The following is a 17728-nucleotide window of genomic DNA, read 5'->3' on the forward strand; positions in this document are numbered from 1 at the left end:
TCTGGCTTATTGCTCCAGTATGCCGCTAAGTCACTAAAAATCTATACTAGCGTCTAGTATCTATCAAATATTGTGCCATTCATCACTTCAGGTCTGTTGGTTATACTAATTGATTAATCAAAAAGGGTTAGTGAACCTTATAAAGCTTACATTGTATTGACTCAAACCTTACATTAAAGGATTCATCGATGTTATTTTACATAGACTATTAATCAGCTTGGTACCTCACGACATGAAGCTCAAAACGATTACACTGTGCACATTACTATCAGCCTCAGTTACGGTCGCTGTTCACGCACAAGAGAACGCTCTGGCGACAAATGTACCGAGTATTCAAACCCAAGCAGATTCTCTCAACTCTCATGAACAATCTTTCAAACAATCTGCAGACCTCATTCGTACGACCTACGAAAGCCAGCTTTACACTCTGCCTGCATTCAAAGAAGGTCATTACGGGCTGCGCATGTATCGCCAAACATTAGACGATAAGTATTCTGCTGCGGTATGGAGTGACATGGCACGAGTGGCAAGTAAGCTCAGCACCCTGTCTAATGACGTTCAAACCATGGAACAAATCGTACTCTACTCAGAGAAGCGCGTTGCTTCTTATGTTGGCGATAACGATGAGCGCAGTGTTCGACGTTACAACATCACCAAGCACATGCCGGAATATCTCTACCTTGGTGTTGATCTTCTTGGCTCAATGGCTCGTGCTAATGAATACGGTTTAGAGCACAAGAACGATGCTAAGCTGCGCGAAATCATTCGTCGCTATGACTTCTCACGATACGTGACCAACGAAGACATGGTGAAAGCGTGGGCGGCTCAACTCGCCAATCAGGTCTACTGGCTGCGCCAATTAGGTGAACAAGATGTCGTTGATGAGTTTGTCGACACCTTCAAAAAAGCGTACCCAGACGATGAAGATAAGAAGCTTTCAAGTCAGCAATTTGGCAACAAACTCTACGGCATGACACACGTCATCTTTGGCGATTCCGAGTACTATCAGCATCAAGTGAGCGAGCAAGATCATCAATGGATCTACGATTACTTCAGAGAAAACATCGATACGATTCTGCTGCGTGCGAAAGAAGATGTGATTGCTGAGGTTGGATTAACCTTCTTACTGGCAGGTTTAGAAGATGACCCAGTTGTCGAGAAAACTCGGCTCGCGATTCAAGCTTCTATCGATGAGAAACAAGGCATGATCCCTTCTATCACTGGTGATTTTGATCTTGAGTATGGTGAACACCGCAACGTGCTAGCAATCATGCTACTCGATTGGCAGCAAGTGAATGAAGCGCCGACCTATGAAGGCAACCCTAAGGTGTTTACTAACATCCCCTACGGACTCATTAAAAACCAACCACCGAAGAACTAGCAGCATACCTAGGCTGGTCTTAGATACTTAGGTTGGTCATAGAACCCAAAAAGCCGCATACCTTTCAAGGCCTGCGGCTTTTTACTGTTTGCTACGTCAGTACTCGTATTAAAAGTTGTTAATATCAAAACCTGCGTAAAGATAAAAACAAAGACGACATCAAGCCCCTGACACTGCTTTGTTCATCACTATCGTGAAATCCCCTTCTGCGTAGCCCTCTATTAAAGAGACATCATCACAGAGCGTTTTACAGAAACGATAGACACCTTGAGGGTGATAACTCATCAAGGTATTACGTGAAGGATATTGGCTTGAGTTGAGAAGATTAAAAATCACCGTCTGATTCGCCAATTCATACATACGAGTAATCATGTTTGTCAGATAGTCAGAATCACGAGAGATGTAGTTCAGTGAACCACTGGCGATAACAATGTCATGCGCCTCAAGGTTCATTTTGCTCATGTCACCCGACAAAAACTGACAACGATCTTCTGTGTAGTTCTGCTTAGCCTTTTTTAGAAAGCCTGCATGTTGGTCAACACCGGTGTAAGATTGAATTCGATAGATGCTATCGAGCAGTTCAAACAGCTCGCCATAGCCGCAACCCAAATCTAAAACACGCTTCTTTTCGAAATCAGCCGAACGAGCGATCACTTCAAAACGACACAATTGACTCTCTTCACTAGTCCAACCTAGAGCTTTGGCCTTATCGCCATTCGAGCGGTTAGTCTGTTTTCGGTGATACCAATACACCTTAAAACGATCACGCCAGTGCATTACGAGAAATCCACCCACACTTCACGGCCACCAGCCAGCTCTTGGTTATGGTACTGCCATTGATATTGCGCAAGCAGCTTTTCAGTGAGCTCTAACCCTAGACCAAAGCCCAAATGATTGTCTTCTGCCGTGCCATCAGTGTTGTTGTTAACAATGGTGACTTTTGAACCCACTTGAACGATATCCACGGTACCGCTTCCTGTGTGCTGGAAAGCATTGCGAATCAAATTGGTCAGCACGATTCGGGTTAGTCCAACTGGTAACTGGCATTGTGTGTCGTCGCTTTCAAGATTCACAACCACCGCTTTACCATTCAATAGATAGGTTAAATCGTGGGTAATCTGTTGCGACAGTTCGCCAAGATGTAGGTTTTCCAGAGGCAGGTCTTTGTCTTGTTGTCGGGTGAGCCACAACAAAGTTTCTGTCAGGTCTGTCATGGTGAAACCCGCGCGCTTAATTCGGTCTATCACTTCAAGCTGCTTTTCTGGGCTCTTACCCTTTTGAATCAGCTTCTCTAGCAGTTCACTGTTGGTTCTTGTGACAGCAATAGGGGTACGTAATTCGTGGCTCGCGTAACCCAAAAATTTCTGCTCTCGTTCTAAGCTGTTTTGAACTGAACTCAAACTATCACGAATGATGTGAGCCAAGGTGTTTAGTTCACTGAAGTGAAAATCTGGTGTAGGTTCATTGAGGTTATCTTTATCTAACAATTTGGCCCAGTTCTTTAGCTGCTCAACAGGCGATGCCACCTTACGTAACACCAAAACCAAGATAACGAAAAACAATACAATCGCACCCAATGCGGTCAATAAAATCATCACAAAGTGCGGAAGCCCGTCATCTTTCATAAATTGGTCATGCCTTTGCGTAAACACCGCAGAAACATAACGAACCTCATCACCTTTCATTACCTTCATGGCGAAATAGCCTTTCTCGGGAGGTGAGAATATAGATTTGCCAATGATCATTTTGGTCATGCGGTTGAATTGCAGTTCGTTCTGGTTAAGGTTGTTCTGAATACTTTGTGGCAAGTCGCTCCATTGGGTCGCCACCGTAAATTCTTGATTGGTCATAGGCTTGCCCGGCCTCACCGCATCTTGTTGCGCTTGGGCAATCATAGAGCCACGCATAGCGATATCCATCCCAGACACAAAGTAATTTACGCTCAATGCAGAAAGAACCAGAATCGTCGTCACACCAGTGACCAGAATCGCCAATAAGACGTAGATCCTTAAACTTGGTCTGATCTTCATTCTTGTCGTAACTCCTTAATCGCAAAACCTTTGCCCGCAATAGTATGCAGTAGCTTATTGTCTTGTTCTGCATCCACTTGTTTACGCAAATTAAAGATGTGTACTTTCAAGCTGTTACTGTCTGGTTGTTCGTCGCCCCACACGCCCTGCATGATCGTCTCTCGTGAAACAGGATTAGGACTAGATCGCATCAAAACTTCTAAGATTTTGAGCGCAGTTGGGGAAAGCTTGAGAGGTGAGTTCGCACGATAAGCTTGATGCTGTTTAAGATCGATCTCGAGATCGCTCACCGATAAGCGGCTAACCTGACCACTGCGTCGCTTCGCTAAAACTTGCGCTCGAACAATCAACTCTTCCATTGCAAAAGGCTTCACCAAATAATCATCAGCCCCTTTTGAAAAGCCAGTCAGCTTATCATCAAGCGTATCACGTGCGGTCAGCATCAAAACGGGGGTATCAATACCCTGTACTCTGAGATTCTCACACACCTGCAAGCCGTTCATTTTGGGCAAGTTGAGATCGAGGATCACCGCATCGTAACGATTGGTTTCAATAAGGTGGAGTCCAGCTAAACCATTTGCGGCATGATCACACTGGATGTCTTCTAAATCGAGGTAATCAATAACAGCAGTGGCTAAATCAAGGTCGTCTTCAACCAAAAGCAATTGAAGCTTATCTGTGAGTTTATTGGTGACGGATTCTGCCATCATGACGACCTCTATTTTAGTTATATTGTGGCTGGTAATGCGCGGTTCTGAAATGCCTTAGCCTATGGATCTTTGACTGTAATGAACCTAAACAGGTGCTGCTGAGACTAACTCGGCATCCACCCGTTAAATATCATCATTAGCTTAGCCATTGTTAAGCCGTTTGTTCAACGCCTTTGACTCGATTTGTGACTTTAAGGATCAGAGACTTAATCTCACACTGAATCATTAACAATGCAGGCGTCAGAATTAGTGTAATAAACGTCGCAAACAAAATGCCGTAACCTAGTGCCGCCGCTGCTGGGATCAGGAATTGAGCCTGCAGAGACGTTTCACTTAATAGTGGCGTCAAACCTGCGAACGTGGTGACCGATGTGAGTAACACGGCTCTTAGTCGACCAGAACACGCTTCAACAATCGCATCGTGAACCGACTTGCCCTGCTCTTTGATAAGCTCGTTAAAACGAGAAACCAACAACAAACTGTCATTCACTACCACACCGCTCAACGCTAGAATACCGTTTAGCGATAGGATACTGATTGTTAAGTCATTCCACCAGTGCCCTAAGATTGCCCCAACAATACCAAATGGAATCGCTGTCATAATGATCACAGGCTGAATATAAGACTTCAGCGGGATAGCAAGCAGCGTGTAGATAGCAATCATGGCGAGTACAAACATGCTCATCATTGAACTCGCGGTTTCTTCTTGCTCTTCCGTTTCGCCAGCAAAGTCGACCGTTAGCCCCGGATATTGCGCTTCTAAATCGGGTACTAATGTGTCTTGCAACTGATGAACAAGCTCAGCAGGCGCAACCACCTCTTTGTCCAATACTGCACTGATGTACACAGCACGTTGGCTATCAATGCGCGTGATCTCTGATACTTGGTAATCAGAATATACTTTAGCGACTGTGCTCAAAGGCACCACGGTACCGTCGTTGGTTCTCACGCTCGATTGTTTGATATCCGCAATGGTTTGACGATCCGATTCAGGATAACGAACACGGACTTTCACCTCATCTTTACCACGTTGGAATTGCTGAACAATGTCACCACCAAACGCTTGCAGTACTTGTTGCGAAAGGCTTGCAGTATCAAACCCCAACGCGCGACCTTGCTGTGTTAATTCGAAACGATACTGAGGCTCACCCAGATCCAAGTTATGATCAATGCCACTCACACCGTCAATAGCTTGAAGCTTGGTCAAGAACTCATTGCCCGCCGCCGAAACTGATTCTTCATTCCACGCTTTTAGCTCGACTTTGAAGTTGTCGACCATCTCCATTTTAGACAAGATTTTGAGCTTCTTAACCCCTTCCATCGTGCCCACTGTCTCTTGCCACGCATCTGCAAACTCGTTCGATGTGTAGACACTGTCGCTATCTAATTCAATTTTAACTTGGCCAGAATCATCAGCATCGGCGATAACCTGAAGGCTCAGCAGTTCCGATGCTTCATCTTGAGCACCGTATTGCGCTCTCAGAGTTTCATCTGTTTGTGTTGCCGCCGCTTCAAGCACTAATAAGTTTTGTTGTGTTTGACCAAAGCTCGCGTCGTTTTGCATCGACATATCAGCAGTCACGGTGTCGCCCGGCATATCTGGGAAAAACGCCACACGAACCGCGCCAGTCATTGGTAGTCCTGCTACTAATATTAGTAGCGACAAGAAAACCATCACCACGGCATAACGCAGTTTCAGCGCCCATTCAATCACAGGGCAATAGATGCGCTGATTAAACCAACCTAGTCCTGTATCGGCAGCATGTTGAACACGAGCCCACAGCCCCTTTTTGTCGCTGCGCTTGGTATTAATGTGCGCGAGGTGTGATGGCAGGATGAACTTAGACTCAACCAAAGACAGCAACAAACAGATAGTCACGACCGTGCCGAACTGAGCGTAAATCTGACCCATTTTACCTTCAACGTTAGCTAGCGCTAAGAAGGCAACAACCGTCGTCAACACACCAAATATAGTCGGTGATGCCACCTTCATGGTGCCTCGAATGGTACTGCCGATCGAGTCGCCTTCTTCCTTGCGGGTGGAGTAGATACTTTCCCCGACCACCACCGCATCATCGACCACTATCCCGAGCGCCATAATGAAACCAAAGGTGGTCATTTCATTGATGGTTAACCCCATAAAGGTATCTGTCATGAAGAACATGGTGCCAAAGAATACGAACGGTAAGCCCGCAGCTACCCAGAAAGCGACACGCACGTTGAGAAACACCGCTAACACGATGAATACCAAAGCGATACCGGTGAGCGCGTTCTTCACTAACAGGCTCAAGCGGTCTTTGATCATGGTGCTTTTGTCGTACCAAGTTTCAATCTCGACATCATTAGGCAGCATGTTGCTGTTTTCCCAGCGATCCACCACTTGTTGAGCCTGTTCAACGATGCTGACGACGTCTCCATATTCATCCATCACGATCTGAATCGCCATCGCATTCTGTTGGTTGTAACGAGAAAGCATGAAGGTGTCATCGGCAAACATGTCTTCAACGTTAGCAATGTCACCCAATGTAATTTGAGTGCCATCAGTGGTCGTCATCACCGGAATCGCGTTGAAATCTTGCAGTTCGTACGCCTGTTCAGATACCTTCAAACGAACCGTTTTTTCACCATTGCGAAGGCTGGTCGAGATAGCTGCAGAAGATTCCGCATTGATCGCTTCAGAAACGTCAGTCAGTGTTAATCCATAAGCTTGGAGCTTGTTCTCATCAACCTCAACCGAGATCATAGGATCGGCTTTGGCTTTGATTTCCAAATCACGAATCGCCGATTGGCTCAGTAAGTCCGACTTAAGCTGCTCTGCTAAACTCTGCAACGTTGCTCGGTCTGCGTCACCATAGAGCTGCACCCATAAAGCATGATCTTGCATGCGAGCCTTATCAATCACAGGATTGTCAGCGCCTGCAGGCAGGTTATTGATCGCATCAACCTTAGTTTTAACGTCGGTTAACAGGGTATCAAGGTCATAGGTACTCGTTTTTTCAATAGAAACGTGACTGCCATTCGCGTCGGAAGTTGACGTAATACGCTTAATGCCCGGTACGGTTTCTAACGCATCTTCAATCTTAATCGCAAGGCCTTCTTCCGCCTGAACAGGGTCACCACTGTCATAAGTCACTGAAACAGTGACAACATCGGGTTCTAGGCTCGGGAATGCTTCTTTACGTAACGTGTTAAGCGACAACACACCAATGATGATCACGCCCACTAACAGTAAGTTCGCTGCCACAGAGTTGTTAGCAAACCACGTGATTACGCCAGTATGTGACTTACTCGACGTCTGGTTACTGTGCACTTGGTGATCACAGTGCACTTGGTTATTAGGTTTCAGCTCGTTAGACATAACTAACCCTCCGCCTTAGCCAGCACAACCATGCCTGATTTAAAGCTGCTTAATGGACGCTTGACCACTTGCACACTGTCACTATTTGATTCTGTAAGGCTATTTAGCTCGGTAGAGTTGCTCAGTTTGGTTGGGTCGATGTAAATCAAACCGCCCTTTTCAAACTCAACATTCGCGTTTGATTTAGAAAGCAGACCGTTGTCGTCTACAAACCACAGGTCACCCTGCTGCGAAAGTGCTGAGGCTGGAAGCTCCCATAATTGGTTTAATTGCTTACCCGAGATCGTTGCTTGTACGAATGTGCCTGGATAAAGATCTTTATCTTGCTCCAAAGGGTTATCGACCTTCACGATCAACGAACGTTGACGCGTGTCTTGTTGTAAGTGCTGCTCAACTCGCTCGACATAGCCTTGCCACTGGTATTGACCATCAGAACTCGACAGAGTCACTGGCCACGGCTGCTCTTTCAATTGCGAGTTATCGCTGTTGGGTAAGCTCAACCATTGGCTTTCAGACAAATGAACAGAAACCTCAACCTCATCAACGCTGTATAACGTGGCTATCTGAGCGCCCGTTTGTGCGTAGCTTCCCGGTTGAACATCACGGCTCACGACCAACGAATCAAAAGGGGCAACCAAGGTTGTTTTTTCGAGGTCTTGCTCAGCCTTCACCAATTCAAGCTTGGCGTTCTCTAAGGCAGCGGTTACTTGTGCCAGTTGTGGTTCACGCAACACCAAAGGTGAATCCGGCTCGCCAGACAAACCAGATCGTTGCCATTCAGACTTAGCTTGTTCGCCTTGTCTCTGTTCTTCCAATAAATCCAATTGAGCTTGAGCCACATTCGCCTTGGCTTGGGTTACCGCTTGTTGATAGCTGGTCGAATCGATATTGGCGATCACGTCACCTTGGCCAATCACTTGCCCGGTTTCAAACTGCGAGCTGATTGCTTCTACTCGGCCACTAACTTCTGTTGAAAACATCAACTCATAGCGCGACTTCGCTTCTCCGTAGCCTACCACTTCCGCTTGGTAGTCTCCGAGAGTGGCGAGTACGACAGACACTTGCTGTTGTTGCGAGGATGCTAAGGTGGTCGTTTCAACAGACTTAGCTCCAATATACTTAGTCCCAATAGACTTAGTTTCAGCAACCATGACTTGAGACTCTGAAACCGTTAATTCATTCGTCTTTTGAGGAGTAGGCTCTGTTTGTGAACCGTTGTAAGCGAGGGCAGCAAAAATGCTTGAACCAGCAACAAGGGTGATTGCAATTGTGATGGTGTTCAGTTTCATGAAGATACTCCTAAGCCCAGAGCTAGGCCTAAATCAATTCGGTTTACGAGACGGTTATAGATGGTTTGTGTTAGCTGCGCTTCAAGGTCATAGGTTTGTTGCTGAACAGTAAGTAAATCAAAAATGTCGACCAAACCCTGACGGTATTTCTCTTCATAACTGGTGAAGCTGCGTTGTGCGCTCACCAAAGCGTTCGTTAGGTGTTGCTGTTGAAGCGTTAATGACGACTCTTGACCCATCGCGTTTTCCACTTCATTCACCGCACTAAGCAGTGTTTCTTGGTAAGCCCAGTAACTGGTTTCTGTGGTTAGATCTGCAATTTCTGCCTGTGCTTTTAGCTTGCCACCTTGAAACAGTGGTGCTGACACTTGGCCAAGCGCACTCCACAAAGGCCCGGTAAGCAGCGCTTCGCTCGGAGAATCCGCCATATCAGTTAGGCTTGCAGATAAGCTGATCGACGGCAGCATCGCTTTATACGCCGCGTCAGCGCGCAGAGTATCTGCTTCGATATTAAAGAAAGCCGCTTGAAGATCGGGACGACCTGCTAGATCTTGTGTCGGCATGTTTTCTAGCGGATTAATGATGGTTGGGAATGAACCGAGCTCAGCAAGAGATGCTTCATCAGACTCCCCACTCCATTGCCCTGTTAACAAAACCAACTCACGTCGACTTTGTGCAAGCTGCTCACGGTAATCAGCTAAGGTTGCTTGAGTCGATGCGCTGCTCGTTTTTGCATTATCTAGATCTTCAAGGCTACCTAGCCCTGCGCGATAACGTTCTAAAACGAGTTCTTCATTGTTTTCTAGAATCACCAAACGTTGCGATTCGATATCGACAAGCTGTTGCTTCAAACTGATATCAAGCCAACCTCTCATCACACTCGCGACCAAAAGATCTTGAGCGCCCTGAAGGTTAGCCTGAGACGTCGCAATATCTTTCAAAGCGGCGTTGTTTGTGTCTGCCAGCTTCTGCCATAGATCGAGTTCCCAACCAACCGTGACATCTGTGGTATAGGTTTCAGTGGTGCTTGAGCCGTTAGTGCCTTCGTCAGCTTGACCAGAAAAACTCGCATCGACGGTTGGTAAGCGGTCGCCAGACGTCACACCTTGCTGTGCATAGGCAATTTTGAGTGCTGTGATACTTTGTTGAAGGCTTGGACTGTTCTGCAGAGCGCGCTCGATATAGAGATCGAGCTCCGGCGCATTCACTAAATCGGTGAGTTGTAGATTCTCAGCGTCTAGATCTTGTTTAGTAGACGTTTGATCACTAGAAGCCTGTTGGATCAGCTCTGAAAGCAAGCTCTGCTGTGTCTGGCTAGTGCTTTGCTCTGCTAACGAAACAAAATCAGCCTGACTGGTTGTCGTGCAACCGATCAACCCGATTAGAGCAAGTGAAATAAGGGAATGTTTTAAAGGAAGATTCAATTTCATCTTCTTGTCTCCTGTAAGAATGGAGACAAGATAACGAGCTGGAGGTTAAGGGAGGGTTAAGGCGAACGTTAACTCTAAAAGAAAATGCAAAAAGTGTACGTTTAAACTTCTGTTTTATGCTTCTGACTTGCTAGAAAAGAGCCCACCGATCTTATAACCAATCGCATAGCAAACCACTGCAATAGTCACAAACACCAATGCCGAGAAGAAATGCCCCACCGATGCGGCTACACCAGTGCCCCATACGATGCTGAAGACTAAACCGTGGTAAGCCTCTTGCGGCCACTGAGAGATAGGGAACTGAGTACCACCAGCAATAAGATAAACCATCGCAAACAAGCCGATAAAGGCAGTGATAAGACCGATGAGAACGCGCATATTCATGGGAAGACCCTTGATTAATTGGACTTGGTTGCCATTATTCTTAATCGAAATCGAATGTTCTTAGCCGAAACCGAACGATATTAATCGCAACCTGATGATATTCAAGTATATCGGATAAAACAGGCTTGCTCTATTACTCTTCCGAGTGAGCCTTATACATGACAGAGTAATGAAAGTGGTGGTTTGAATCTGAATCAACCTAACCAGCAGGCACAAAAAAGCGGATACCCTTCTTACGTAAACTCCGTAAGTAAGATACCCGCTTTTACTAAATTTAAGCGCTTTTATTGAATCTAGCTACTTTAACTTAATCTAGCTTAAAGCAGGATGAAGATACCCGCTAAACATGCACTCATTAGGTTTGCTAACGTACCAGCCGCTACCGCTTTCAAACCTAAGTTTGCCACTTCTGCACGACGCTCTGGTGCCATAACACCAATCGAACCTAATTGAATCGCGATAGAACCAATGTTAGCAAAGCCACATAGAGCAAAAGTCACAATGACTTGGCTATGTTCAGACAGCAGAGCTTTGTTCTCAACGAAGTCGATGAAAGCAACAAACTCGTTCATTACGATCTTCTGACCGATGTAAGAACCCGCCATTAATACTTCATCACTCGGGATACCAATTAACCATGCAAGAGGCGAGAATAGGTAACCGAAGATAGCTTGCAGGGTAATGCCCGCAAAACCGAACATTTCGCCTAGACTTTCTAAACCTGTGTTGACCATTGCAATCACACTCACGAATGCAACCAACATAGTACCGACAGCTACCGCCACCTTCATACCGTTCATTGCGCCACTTGCCAATGCATCGATCACGTTGCTTTGGTCAGCTTTATCTAGCTCAATGTGGTCGTAGTCACTCGGAGTACTACGCTCAGGAACAATGATCTTCGCCATCAATAGGCTGCCCGGAGCCGCCATGAAGCTTGCTGCAATAAGGTATTTAAGCTCAACACCTAATCCTGCATAGCCACCCAGCACACTGCCGGCCACTGACGCCATGCCGCCCGCCATTACAGCAAACAGTTCAGAACGAGTCATAGACTTTAAAAAGGGACGAATAAGAAGAGGAGACTCACCCTGAGAAAGGAAGATATTACCTGTTGCAACTAGAGATTCAGCTTTACTGGTACCCAGCAGTTTTTGCACCGCTCCACCAAGAACTTGAATCACTTTCTGCATAACGCCTAAGTAATAAAGCGCAGAGATCAAAGCACTGAAGAAGATAATGATTGGAAGTACGCGAATCGCGAAAATGAAACCTTCAGTAGCCAGATCACCAAATAGGAAAGCGATACCAACGTCTGCAAAACCAAGCAAGCTCGAAACGCCATTGCTTAGGCTTGTTAACGCCAGTTGTCCCCAAGGGAAATACAACACCAAAGCAGCGAAGCCGATTTGAAGTAATAGTGCACGAGAGACCGTTTTCCAGTTAATAGAAGAGCGACTCTCAGATAGCAGACATGCGCAAGCAATCAGTGCAATAACACCGACAAGACCAAATAGAATATTCATAATGTGTCCTAGTAATCCTTAAAGAGTGAACATGAGCCAAACGAATGACATCAAAGGAATAGGACAAAGAACCGCAAGCAAAACGCTACGCGATGAAGGAGCTAACAACGTTAGCGACTGTAACAACGAGTTGTTCATGTAAAAATCACCTTATACAAGCAGTGGAACGTAGCTGGTCCGGTCCGTGGGGTCATTCACATATCCATGTGACGGCTTGTATTGGCTAAGCACCGGCTTAAAACCGGAAAAGAAGTATAAACAGTTAAGTGAGACTTTCATCACATTTTTTGACGCAAACGATCGCGCGGTCAAGGATTAAACAAAACGCTGTGTTTATCGTCATTTGTGTGCATAAAAACTGTAAACAACCTGTATGAAGTTGAATTTGTAATGTTAAGCCTTTAAACGTATGAGCGTAATCACTCGGTTAATTCTGTGTGATTCTTACTACTTTTCTGTGCTCTGCCTCATTTCCCAATACTTCAAGATTCATCTTAAGTTTAGATGCGTATATACTTTGTGTGATCTCACCAAATAATTATCTATAAAATACTAATAGAGCTGATTAGATATAACAGCCATCGAGACTAAGAGAGGAAACACTTGAAGAAAATGGAAGCTCCGCACGACATGAACAATGGAGCTAAATTCAAAACAAATAGACATGGCTATGTGACAGTAGTTGAATATTATAATACCTATACTGTTATTGTCGCGTTTGAAAACACCGGAAATATCCGCGCTATCAGTGCGGCGAAATTACGTACAGGTCAGTTAACTGATCGCTCTGTCGCACCTGAATCGATTATGATTGGTGAAAAGGTTGAATCCGTTAAGCATGGAATATTGACCATTACCCAAGTTGAATCTGAAAATATTGTGGTACTAACCAATACTAATAACGAAGAAATTCGAATGTTATTACCCGCTGTACAAAAAATGAAAGATAAGGTCGAAGATGTTGAGAATGATAAAACTGAGGCTCCAAAACCAACCTCTCTCAGTCAATTAACAAAAAGAAATAAAAAGACCAAAGACGTCAATAGTATGCTTAAGAAAATGCTTACCGATTACGGTCGATACGATTAGTTATCTATTTTATTTCACAAATCCTCTAAATATTTGTCTTCCGAAAAATAAATACATTTACTCCTGCCTTTCTCAATTAGATACGTTGCATATTCGAGTGAAAAGTTAAATTTGATCAAAGTCTCACTCTGGATCTTTAACATAAATCAACGAGATCTCCATCACAATCTCATTTTAGCTTTGTGATGGAGATCTTATTGAAATCTGAATATTTCCATTATTATGCTCTCACACAATAAGAGAACGCAGTTTCTCAACCCCTAAAATCCAATTGAGACAAATATTATGAAAAAGATTCTTGTAGTTTGCGGTAACGGCCTTGGTACTTCACTAATGATGGAAATGGCAGTGAAAGAAGTGGCTAAAAAAATCGGTTTCGAAGCAGAGATTGATCACGAAGATCTATCTTCTGCAGCATCAAGCAATGCGGATATTTGGGTCGCGGCAACAGACGTTGCTAACCAACTGAAAGACGGTGGAAAAGAGAACATCATCAGCCTTAAAAATATTTTTGACAAAGCATCAATCGAAGAACAACTAAAAACTTTCATGTAAGGTCAAAATTATGCAAAACTTTTTCGAATTCATGCTCGGCTTATTAAAAGAGCCAGCAATCATGGTAGGCTTAATTGCTTTCATTGGCCTTGTTGCACAAAAAGCTGATATTTCTACTATTCTAAAAGGCACAATTAAAACCGTAATGGGTTTCCTAATTTTAGGTTTTGGTGCTGGCGCTCTTGTTGGCGCACTAAATAACTTCTCAGTTGTATTTACTGAAGCATTCGGCGTAAGTGGTGTTATTCCAAATAACGAAGCAATTGTTGCATTAGCACAAGAAGCATTCGGTTATGAAATGGCTCTAATTATGTTCTTCGCATTCGTTGTGAATATTTTATTGGCTCGCATTACTCCTTTAAAATATATTTTCTTAACGGGTCACCACACAATGTTCATGTCTATGCTAGTAGCGGTAATTCTGTCTACAGCAAACATTGAAGGCACTGCTCTAGTCGCAATCGGCTCTATCATTGTCGGTACATTAATGGTTGTGATGCCAGCACTAGGCCAAAAGTACACTGAAAAAGTAATGGGTACTGATCAACTGGCTATCGGTCACTTCTCGACACTGTCTTACATCGTGTCTGGCTTCATTGGTAGCAAATTCGGTGACACATCAAAATCAACAGAAGACATCCAAGTTCCTAAAAGCTTAATGTTCCTGCGTGATACGCCAGTAGCCGTAGCAACAACAATGGCAATCTTCTTCATGCTTGCGTCTATTATTGCGGGCGGCGAGTTTGTAGAAACAGTATCAAGCGGTCAAAACTGGGTTGTGTTTACCTTCATGCAATCTCTAATCTTTGCCGGTGGTGTTTACATCGTATTGCAAGGTGTGAAGATGCTAATTGCTGAAATCGTTCCTGCATTTAAAGGTATTTCTGACAAGCTAGTACCGGGCGCAAAACCTGCTCTAGATTGCCCAATGGTATTCCCTGTAGCGCCAAACGCGGTACTTATCGGTTTCCTTTGTTCTTTTGCTGCTGGTCTACTAGCAATGGCAGTACAAGGTGCACTTGGTTGGACAATCATTGTAGCGGGCGTGGTTCCACACTTCTTCGTAGGTGGTGCGGCAGGCGTTTACGGTAACGCAACCGGCGGTTTACGTGGCGCAATTCTAGGTTCATTCACGCAAGGCCTATGTATCTCTTTCCTACCGATGCTGCTACTTCCTGTACTGGGTGGCCTGGGTCTTGAAGCAACAACGTTTGCTGACTTTGACTTCGGTGTTGTTGGCCTGATTCTAGGGTGGATTGTTTCATGAGCCTATTCGATTTAATCGGTGACCAAGGCGTTATCATCAACTCTGAAGAGAACTTAACGGTTGATGCTGCGATTGATTTAACCTGTTCAACACTGCTAGCAAGCAACAAAATTGAAGCAAGCTATGTTGAAGCTATCAAACAAAAGCACAAGGACATTGGCGCGTACTATGTTCTAGCACCAAAGATTGCGATGCCTCATGCTCGTCCTGAAGATGGTGTGAACGAAGCATCTCTGCAAGTGACGGTGTTCAAGAAGGGTGTTGATTTAGAGTCGGAAGACAACGGTGACGTTTACCTTTCAATCACTCTGGCAGCGATGGACTCAGATAGCCATATCCATACTATTATGGCGCTATCAGAGTTGTTCCAAAATGATGATGACATTGATGCCATTATCGCAGCGGAAACAGAGCAAGCGATCATCGAGATCTTAAAACGATACTAATTTAGATCTAAAGATCCTGATATGCCCCCATTAAAAAGCGATAGCCTCGGCTATCGCTTTTCTATTTCTGGTGATTGGTCATTTCTCATCGAGTATGAGTGAAGGCATCACACTTCGAAACCATTCACTAGCGTTAAAACGCGTACATTCTTTTATCAGTTGATAACTCGAAACAGTACTGTGCGTGTTTTTCAAGACATTCAAACACTTCTCTATCCAACTTATAGTTTTCAACATGGTCTCTCAAAATAGCCATCGTCTGTTCTAACGTCATACCAGCACGATACGGACGTGACTGAGATAATGCTTGGAACACATCTACCACAGCGACGATCCGACTCGGTTGATCCAGCTCTTCCGCCGTTTTACCCATTGGGTAACCTGATCCATCTAACCTTTCATGATGATTGGATGCCCATTGGCATACCTGAGGAGAACTAAACAGCTCTTGCAGTGCGAATCGAGTGTCCGTTGCGTGGCGTTTGATGCAGCAATACTCCTCTTCGGTCAGCAAATCTGGCTTATGAAGAATGTCATTAGGTGTTTGCAGTTTACCGATGTCATGAACTAGACCAGCTAGGTAGAGTTTACGCTGAGTGGTGTATGAATAACCCAACTGCTTGGCGAGATATTCAGAAAGCTGCCCGACCTTCAACGAGTGCTTAAAAGTAAACGAACTTTTGGTATCAACAACATTGGCGATAAACTCGGCAAAGGCCACGGTTTCATCCAGCGACATTTGTTGAGAGAAGAATGGCACAGGCTCAAAGTTATCCCTCATATTCTCGATGTAAGGGATTTCCATCGAGAACCAAAAATCATCCAGATCGACCAACTCACACATGTGTTGTACAAGGTTGGTTTCGAACATCTCATCCGCTTGTTCAGTCAAACGTTCGATAATGCTCGCTTTGCCATCTGGTGTTAAGTTTCCATAACGATCAGAAGAAGTTATCCCGTATAGATAATCGACTCTGTCGGCAAGCATCACGATGGCGGCCAGTTCTTTTTCTAACTCGCTGATATGAATAGCCTTTAACTCAACCCACGGGGTATGATGATAAAGAACCGGCTTAGCGAATATAGAAAGAACTGGGCACTCTTTTAAGATTTGGTAGCCCTTTTGACAATGGTGATAGCTCGAGTCGGGCACAAACCCAGAAGTTAAGCTGAGCTGCTCATCAATTTGCGATACGCCACAGTCGTGAATTAACCCCAATGAAAACGCAAGTTGCGCCTGCTCTTCTTCCCATCCGACACTCAGTGCACATCGATACGCGATATAACCGACCCTCTGTCCATGGTTTTTGCTTTCGAAACCGACGTTATCAAGCGCCTTAGCAATCCCAAATAGAGCCTTTCTCAGGTCTACGGTTACCTCTTGGCAATGTTGAATCATTATTTAAGCCTAGCATTTTTATAGTTTTTATATATTTAGGCTGCTAATACTAATGCATAGCTAATGATTATATACACAACTATTGTAAGGTTTAATGAGTTTCGTGATAGAACTAACGTATCACGAAAAATCCGTGCTACAAGTGGTTGCATATTGAAAATCATGCGACATTATAGTCTGCCGACCAAAAATCACTAAATCATCAGCTAAAAGAAAAGGAAAGACATGTTTAAAACGATTATCGATGATGAACTATCCATCGCATTGGTTGAAGAGAGTTTCGCTTCTCACTATGCGGAAATCTCACAAAGTCAGAATGAGTACCTAAGCCAATGGCTCGTGTGGCCGCCACATTGTAAAACCGAGCAAGACTTTAGGATCTTCATCCAGCGCTCGCTACACGATTATGCGGAAGGCCAAAGCATGACATGTGCGATTGTGTATAAAGACAATATCGTCGGTAACTGTAGCTTCAACACCATTGACCACAACAAACAGAAAGTCACGATAGGCTACTGGCTGTCTGAATCATACCAAGGTAAAGGAATAGTCACCCGTGTGGTCGAAAAACTGATTGATATTGCTTTCAATGAGTTAGATATGGAAAAGATTGAAATATCAGCTGCCACTGAGAACATGAGCAGCCGTAAAGTTTGTGAGCGCTTACATTTCACGTTAGAAGGTATTATAACTCGTAATGAGAACTTGAATGGCCGCATCGTAGACCACGCCATTTATGGACTTCATCGATCTAAGCTCTAAGCCTAAGCAGTCACTATTATGTAAATGAGCATACTAAAAAGCCACGGTATTCAACCGTGGCTTTGTTATTTTACGAACCTAGAACCTAAGTAGCTCTCAGAG

The 17728-nt window shown here is 44.5% G+C and carries 15 protein-coding genes; 6 read left to right on the plus strand and 9 right to left on the minus strand.

From position 1 onward, the window contains the following. The first annotated feature begins 232 nt into the window (after positions 1 to 232). Positions 233 to 1381, plus strand: a complete 1149-nt coding sequence (locus tag AACU28_RS07135) for a DUF3541 domain-containing protein (protein ID WP_017085407.1) — start codon at positions 233 to 235, stop codon at positions 1379 to 1381. Between the two features lie 159 nt (positions 1382 to 1540). Here AACU28_RS07135 and AACU28_RS07140 read toward each other — a convergent pair whose 3' ends face one another. The 8 genes from AACU28_RS07140 to AACU28_RS07175 form a co-directional block, all read right to left on the minus strand. After that, positions 1541 to 2158: a class I SAM-dependent methyltransferase gene (locus AACU28_RS07140; RefSeq protein WP_121602662.1), complete on the minus strand. Its 618-nt coding sequence runs from the start codon at positions 2156 to 2158 to the stop codon at positions 1541 to 1543. Beyond that, entirely contained in the window at positions 2158 to 3411 is a 1254-nt protein-coding gene (locus AACU28_RS07145; protein ID WP_121602663.1) for a sensor histidine kinase, read from the minus strand. Before AACU28_RS07145 ends, AACU28_RS07140 begins: the two co-directional genes overlap by 1 nt. Continuing rightward, complete coding sequence (locus AACU28_RS07150; protein WP_121602788.1) at positions 3408 to 4118, minus strand: response regulator transcription factor; 711 nt, start codon at positions 4116 to 4118, stop codon at positions 3408 to 3410. The genes AACU28_RS07145 and AACU28_RS07150 overlap by 4 nt, the downstream gene beginning before the upstream one ends. 154 nt (positions 4119 to 4272) lie before the next feature. Beyond that, positions 4273 to 7479 carry an efflux RND transporter permease subunit gene (locus AACU28_RS07155; RefSeq protein ID WP_183091179.1) on the minus strand — a complete coding sequence of 1069 codons (3207 nt, stop codon included), beginning with the start codon at positions 7477 to 7479 and terminating at the stop codon, positions 4273 to 4275. Between the two features lie 2 nt (positions 7480 to 7481). Next, the gene (locus tag AACU28_RS07160; protein ID WP_121602664.1) at positions 7482 to 8768 is read right to left on the minus strand and encodes an efflux RND transporter periplasmic adaptor subunit; all 1287 of its coding nucleotides are present in this window, start codon (positions 8766 to 8768) and stop codon (positions 7482 to 7484) included. Further along, complete coding sequence (locus tag AACU28_RS07165) at positions 8765 to 10198, minus strand: TolC family protein (RefSeq protein WP_121602665.1); 1434 nt, start codon at positions 10196 to 10198, stop codon at positions 8765 to 8767. The genes AACU28_RS07160 and AACU28_RS07165 overlap by 4 nt, the downstream gene beginning before the upstream one ends. Positions 10199 to 10312: 114 nt before the next feature. Next, the gene (locus tag AACU28_RS07170) at positions 10313 to 10582 is read right to left on the minus strand and encodes a hypothetical protein (protein ID WP_004729977.1); all 270 of its coding nucleotides are present in this window, start codon (positions 10580 to 10582) and stop codon (positions 10313 to 10315) included. Between the two features lie 317 nt (positions 10583 to 10899). Beyond that, positions 10900 to 12108, minus strand: coding sequence for a NupC/NupG family nucleoside CNT transporter (locus tag AACU28_RS07175; protein ID WP_004729974.1), 1209 nt, complete (start codon positions 12106 to 12108; stop codon positions 10900 to 10902). Between the two features lie 612 nt (positions 12109 to 12720). On the opposite strand from AACU28_RS07175, the gene AACU28_RS07180 reads away from it, so the two are divergent. The 4 genes from AACU28_RS07180 (at position 12721) to AACU28_RS07195 (ending at position 15465) form a co-directional block, all read left to right on the plus strand. Beyond that, positions 12721 to 13197: a hypothetical protein gene (locus AACU28_RS07180; RefSeq protein WP_004729970.1), complete on the plus strand. Its 477-nt coding sequence runs from the start codon at positions 12721 to 12723 to the stop codon at positions 13195 to 13197. Between the two features lie 285 nt (positions 13198 to 13482). Next, positions 13483 to 13752 (plus strand): PTS sugar transporter subunit IIB, encoded by a 270-nt coding sequence (locus AACU28_RS07185; protein WP_004729968.1) that lies wholly within the window; start codon positions 13483 to 13485, stop codon positions 13750 to 13752. 10 nt (positions 13753 to 13762) lie between these two features. After that, positions 13763 to 15019 carry a PTS ascorbate transporter subunit IIC gene (locus AACU28_RS07190; protein ID WP_004729966.1) on the plus strand — a complete coding sequence of 419 codons (1257 nt, stop codon included), beginning with the start codon at positions 13763 to 13765 and terminating at the stop codon, positions 15017 to 15019. Next, entirely contained in the window at positions 15016 to 15465 is a 450-nt protein-coding gene (locus AACU28_RS07195) for a PTS sugar transporter subunit IIA (protein ID WP_017066503.1), read from the plus strand. Before AACU28_RS07190 ends, AACU28_RS07195 begins: the two co-directional genes overlap by 4 nt. Positions 15466 to 15598: 133 nt before the next feature. Here the strand turns inward: AACU28_RS07195 and AACU28_RS07200 are convergent, their stop codons facing one another. After that, positions 15599 to 16864: an HD-GYP domain-containing protein gene (locus AACU28_RS07200; RefSeq protein ID WP_017079603.1), complete on the minus strand. Its 1266-nt coding sequence runs from the start codon at positions 16862 to 16864 to the stop codon at positions 15599 to 15601. A 225-nt stretch (positions 16865 to 17089) separates the two neighbouring features. Between AACU28_RS07200 and AACU28_RS07205 the strand changes: the two genes are divergently transcribed. Then, positions 17090 to 17626: a GNAT family N-acetyltransferase gene (locus AACU28_RS07205; protein ID WP_121602666.1), complete on the plus strand. Its 537-nt coding sequence runs from the start codon at positions 17090 to 17092 to the stop codon at positions 17624 to 17626. Positions 17627 to 17728 lie beyond the last annotated feature (102 nt).

Source organism: Vibrio sp. SBT000027 (assembly GCF_963894355.1).
Classification (GTDB): Bacteria; Pseudomonadota; Gammaproteobacteria; order Enterobacterales; family Vibrionaceae; genus Vibrio; species Vibrio splendidus.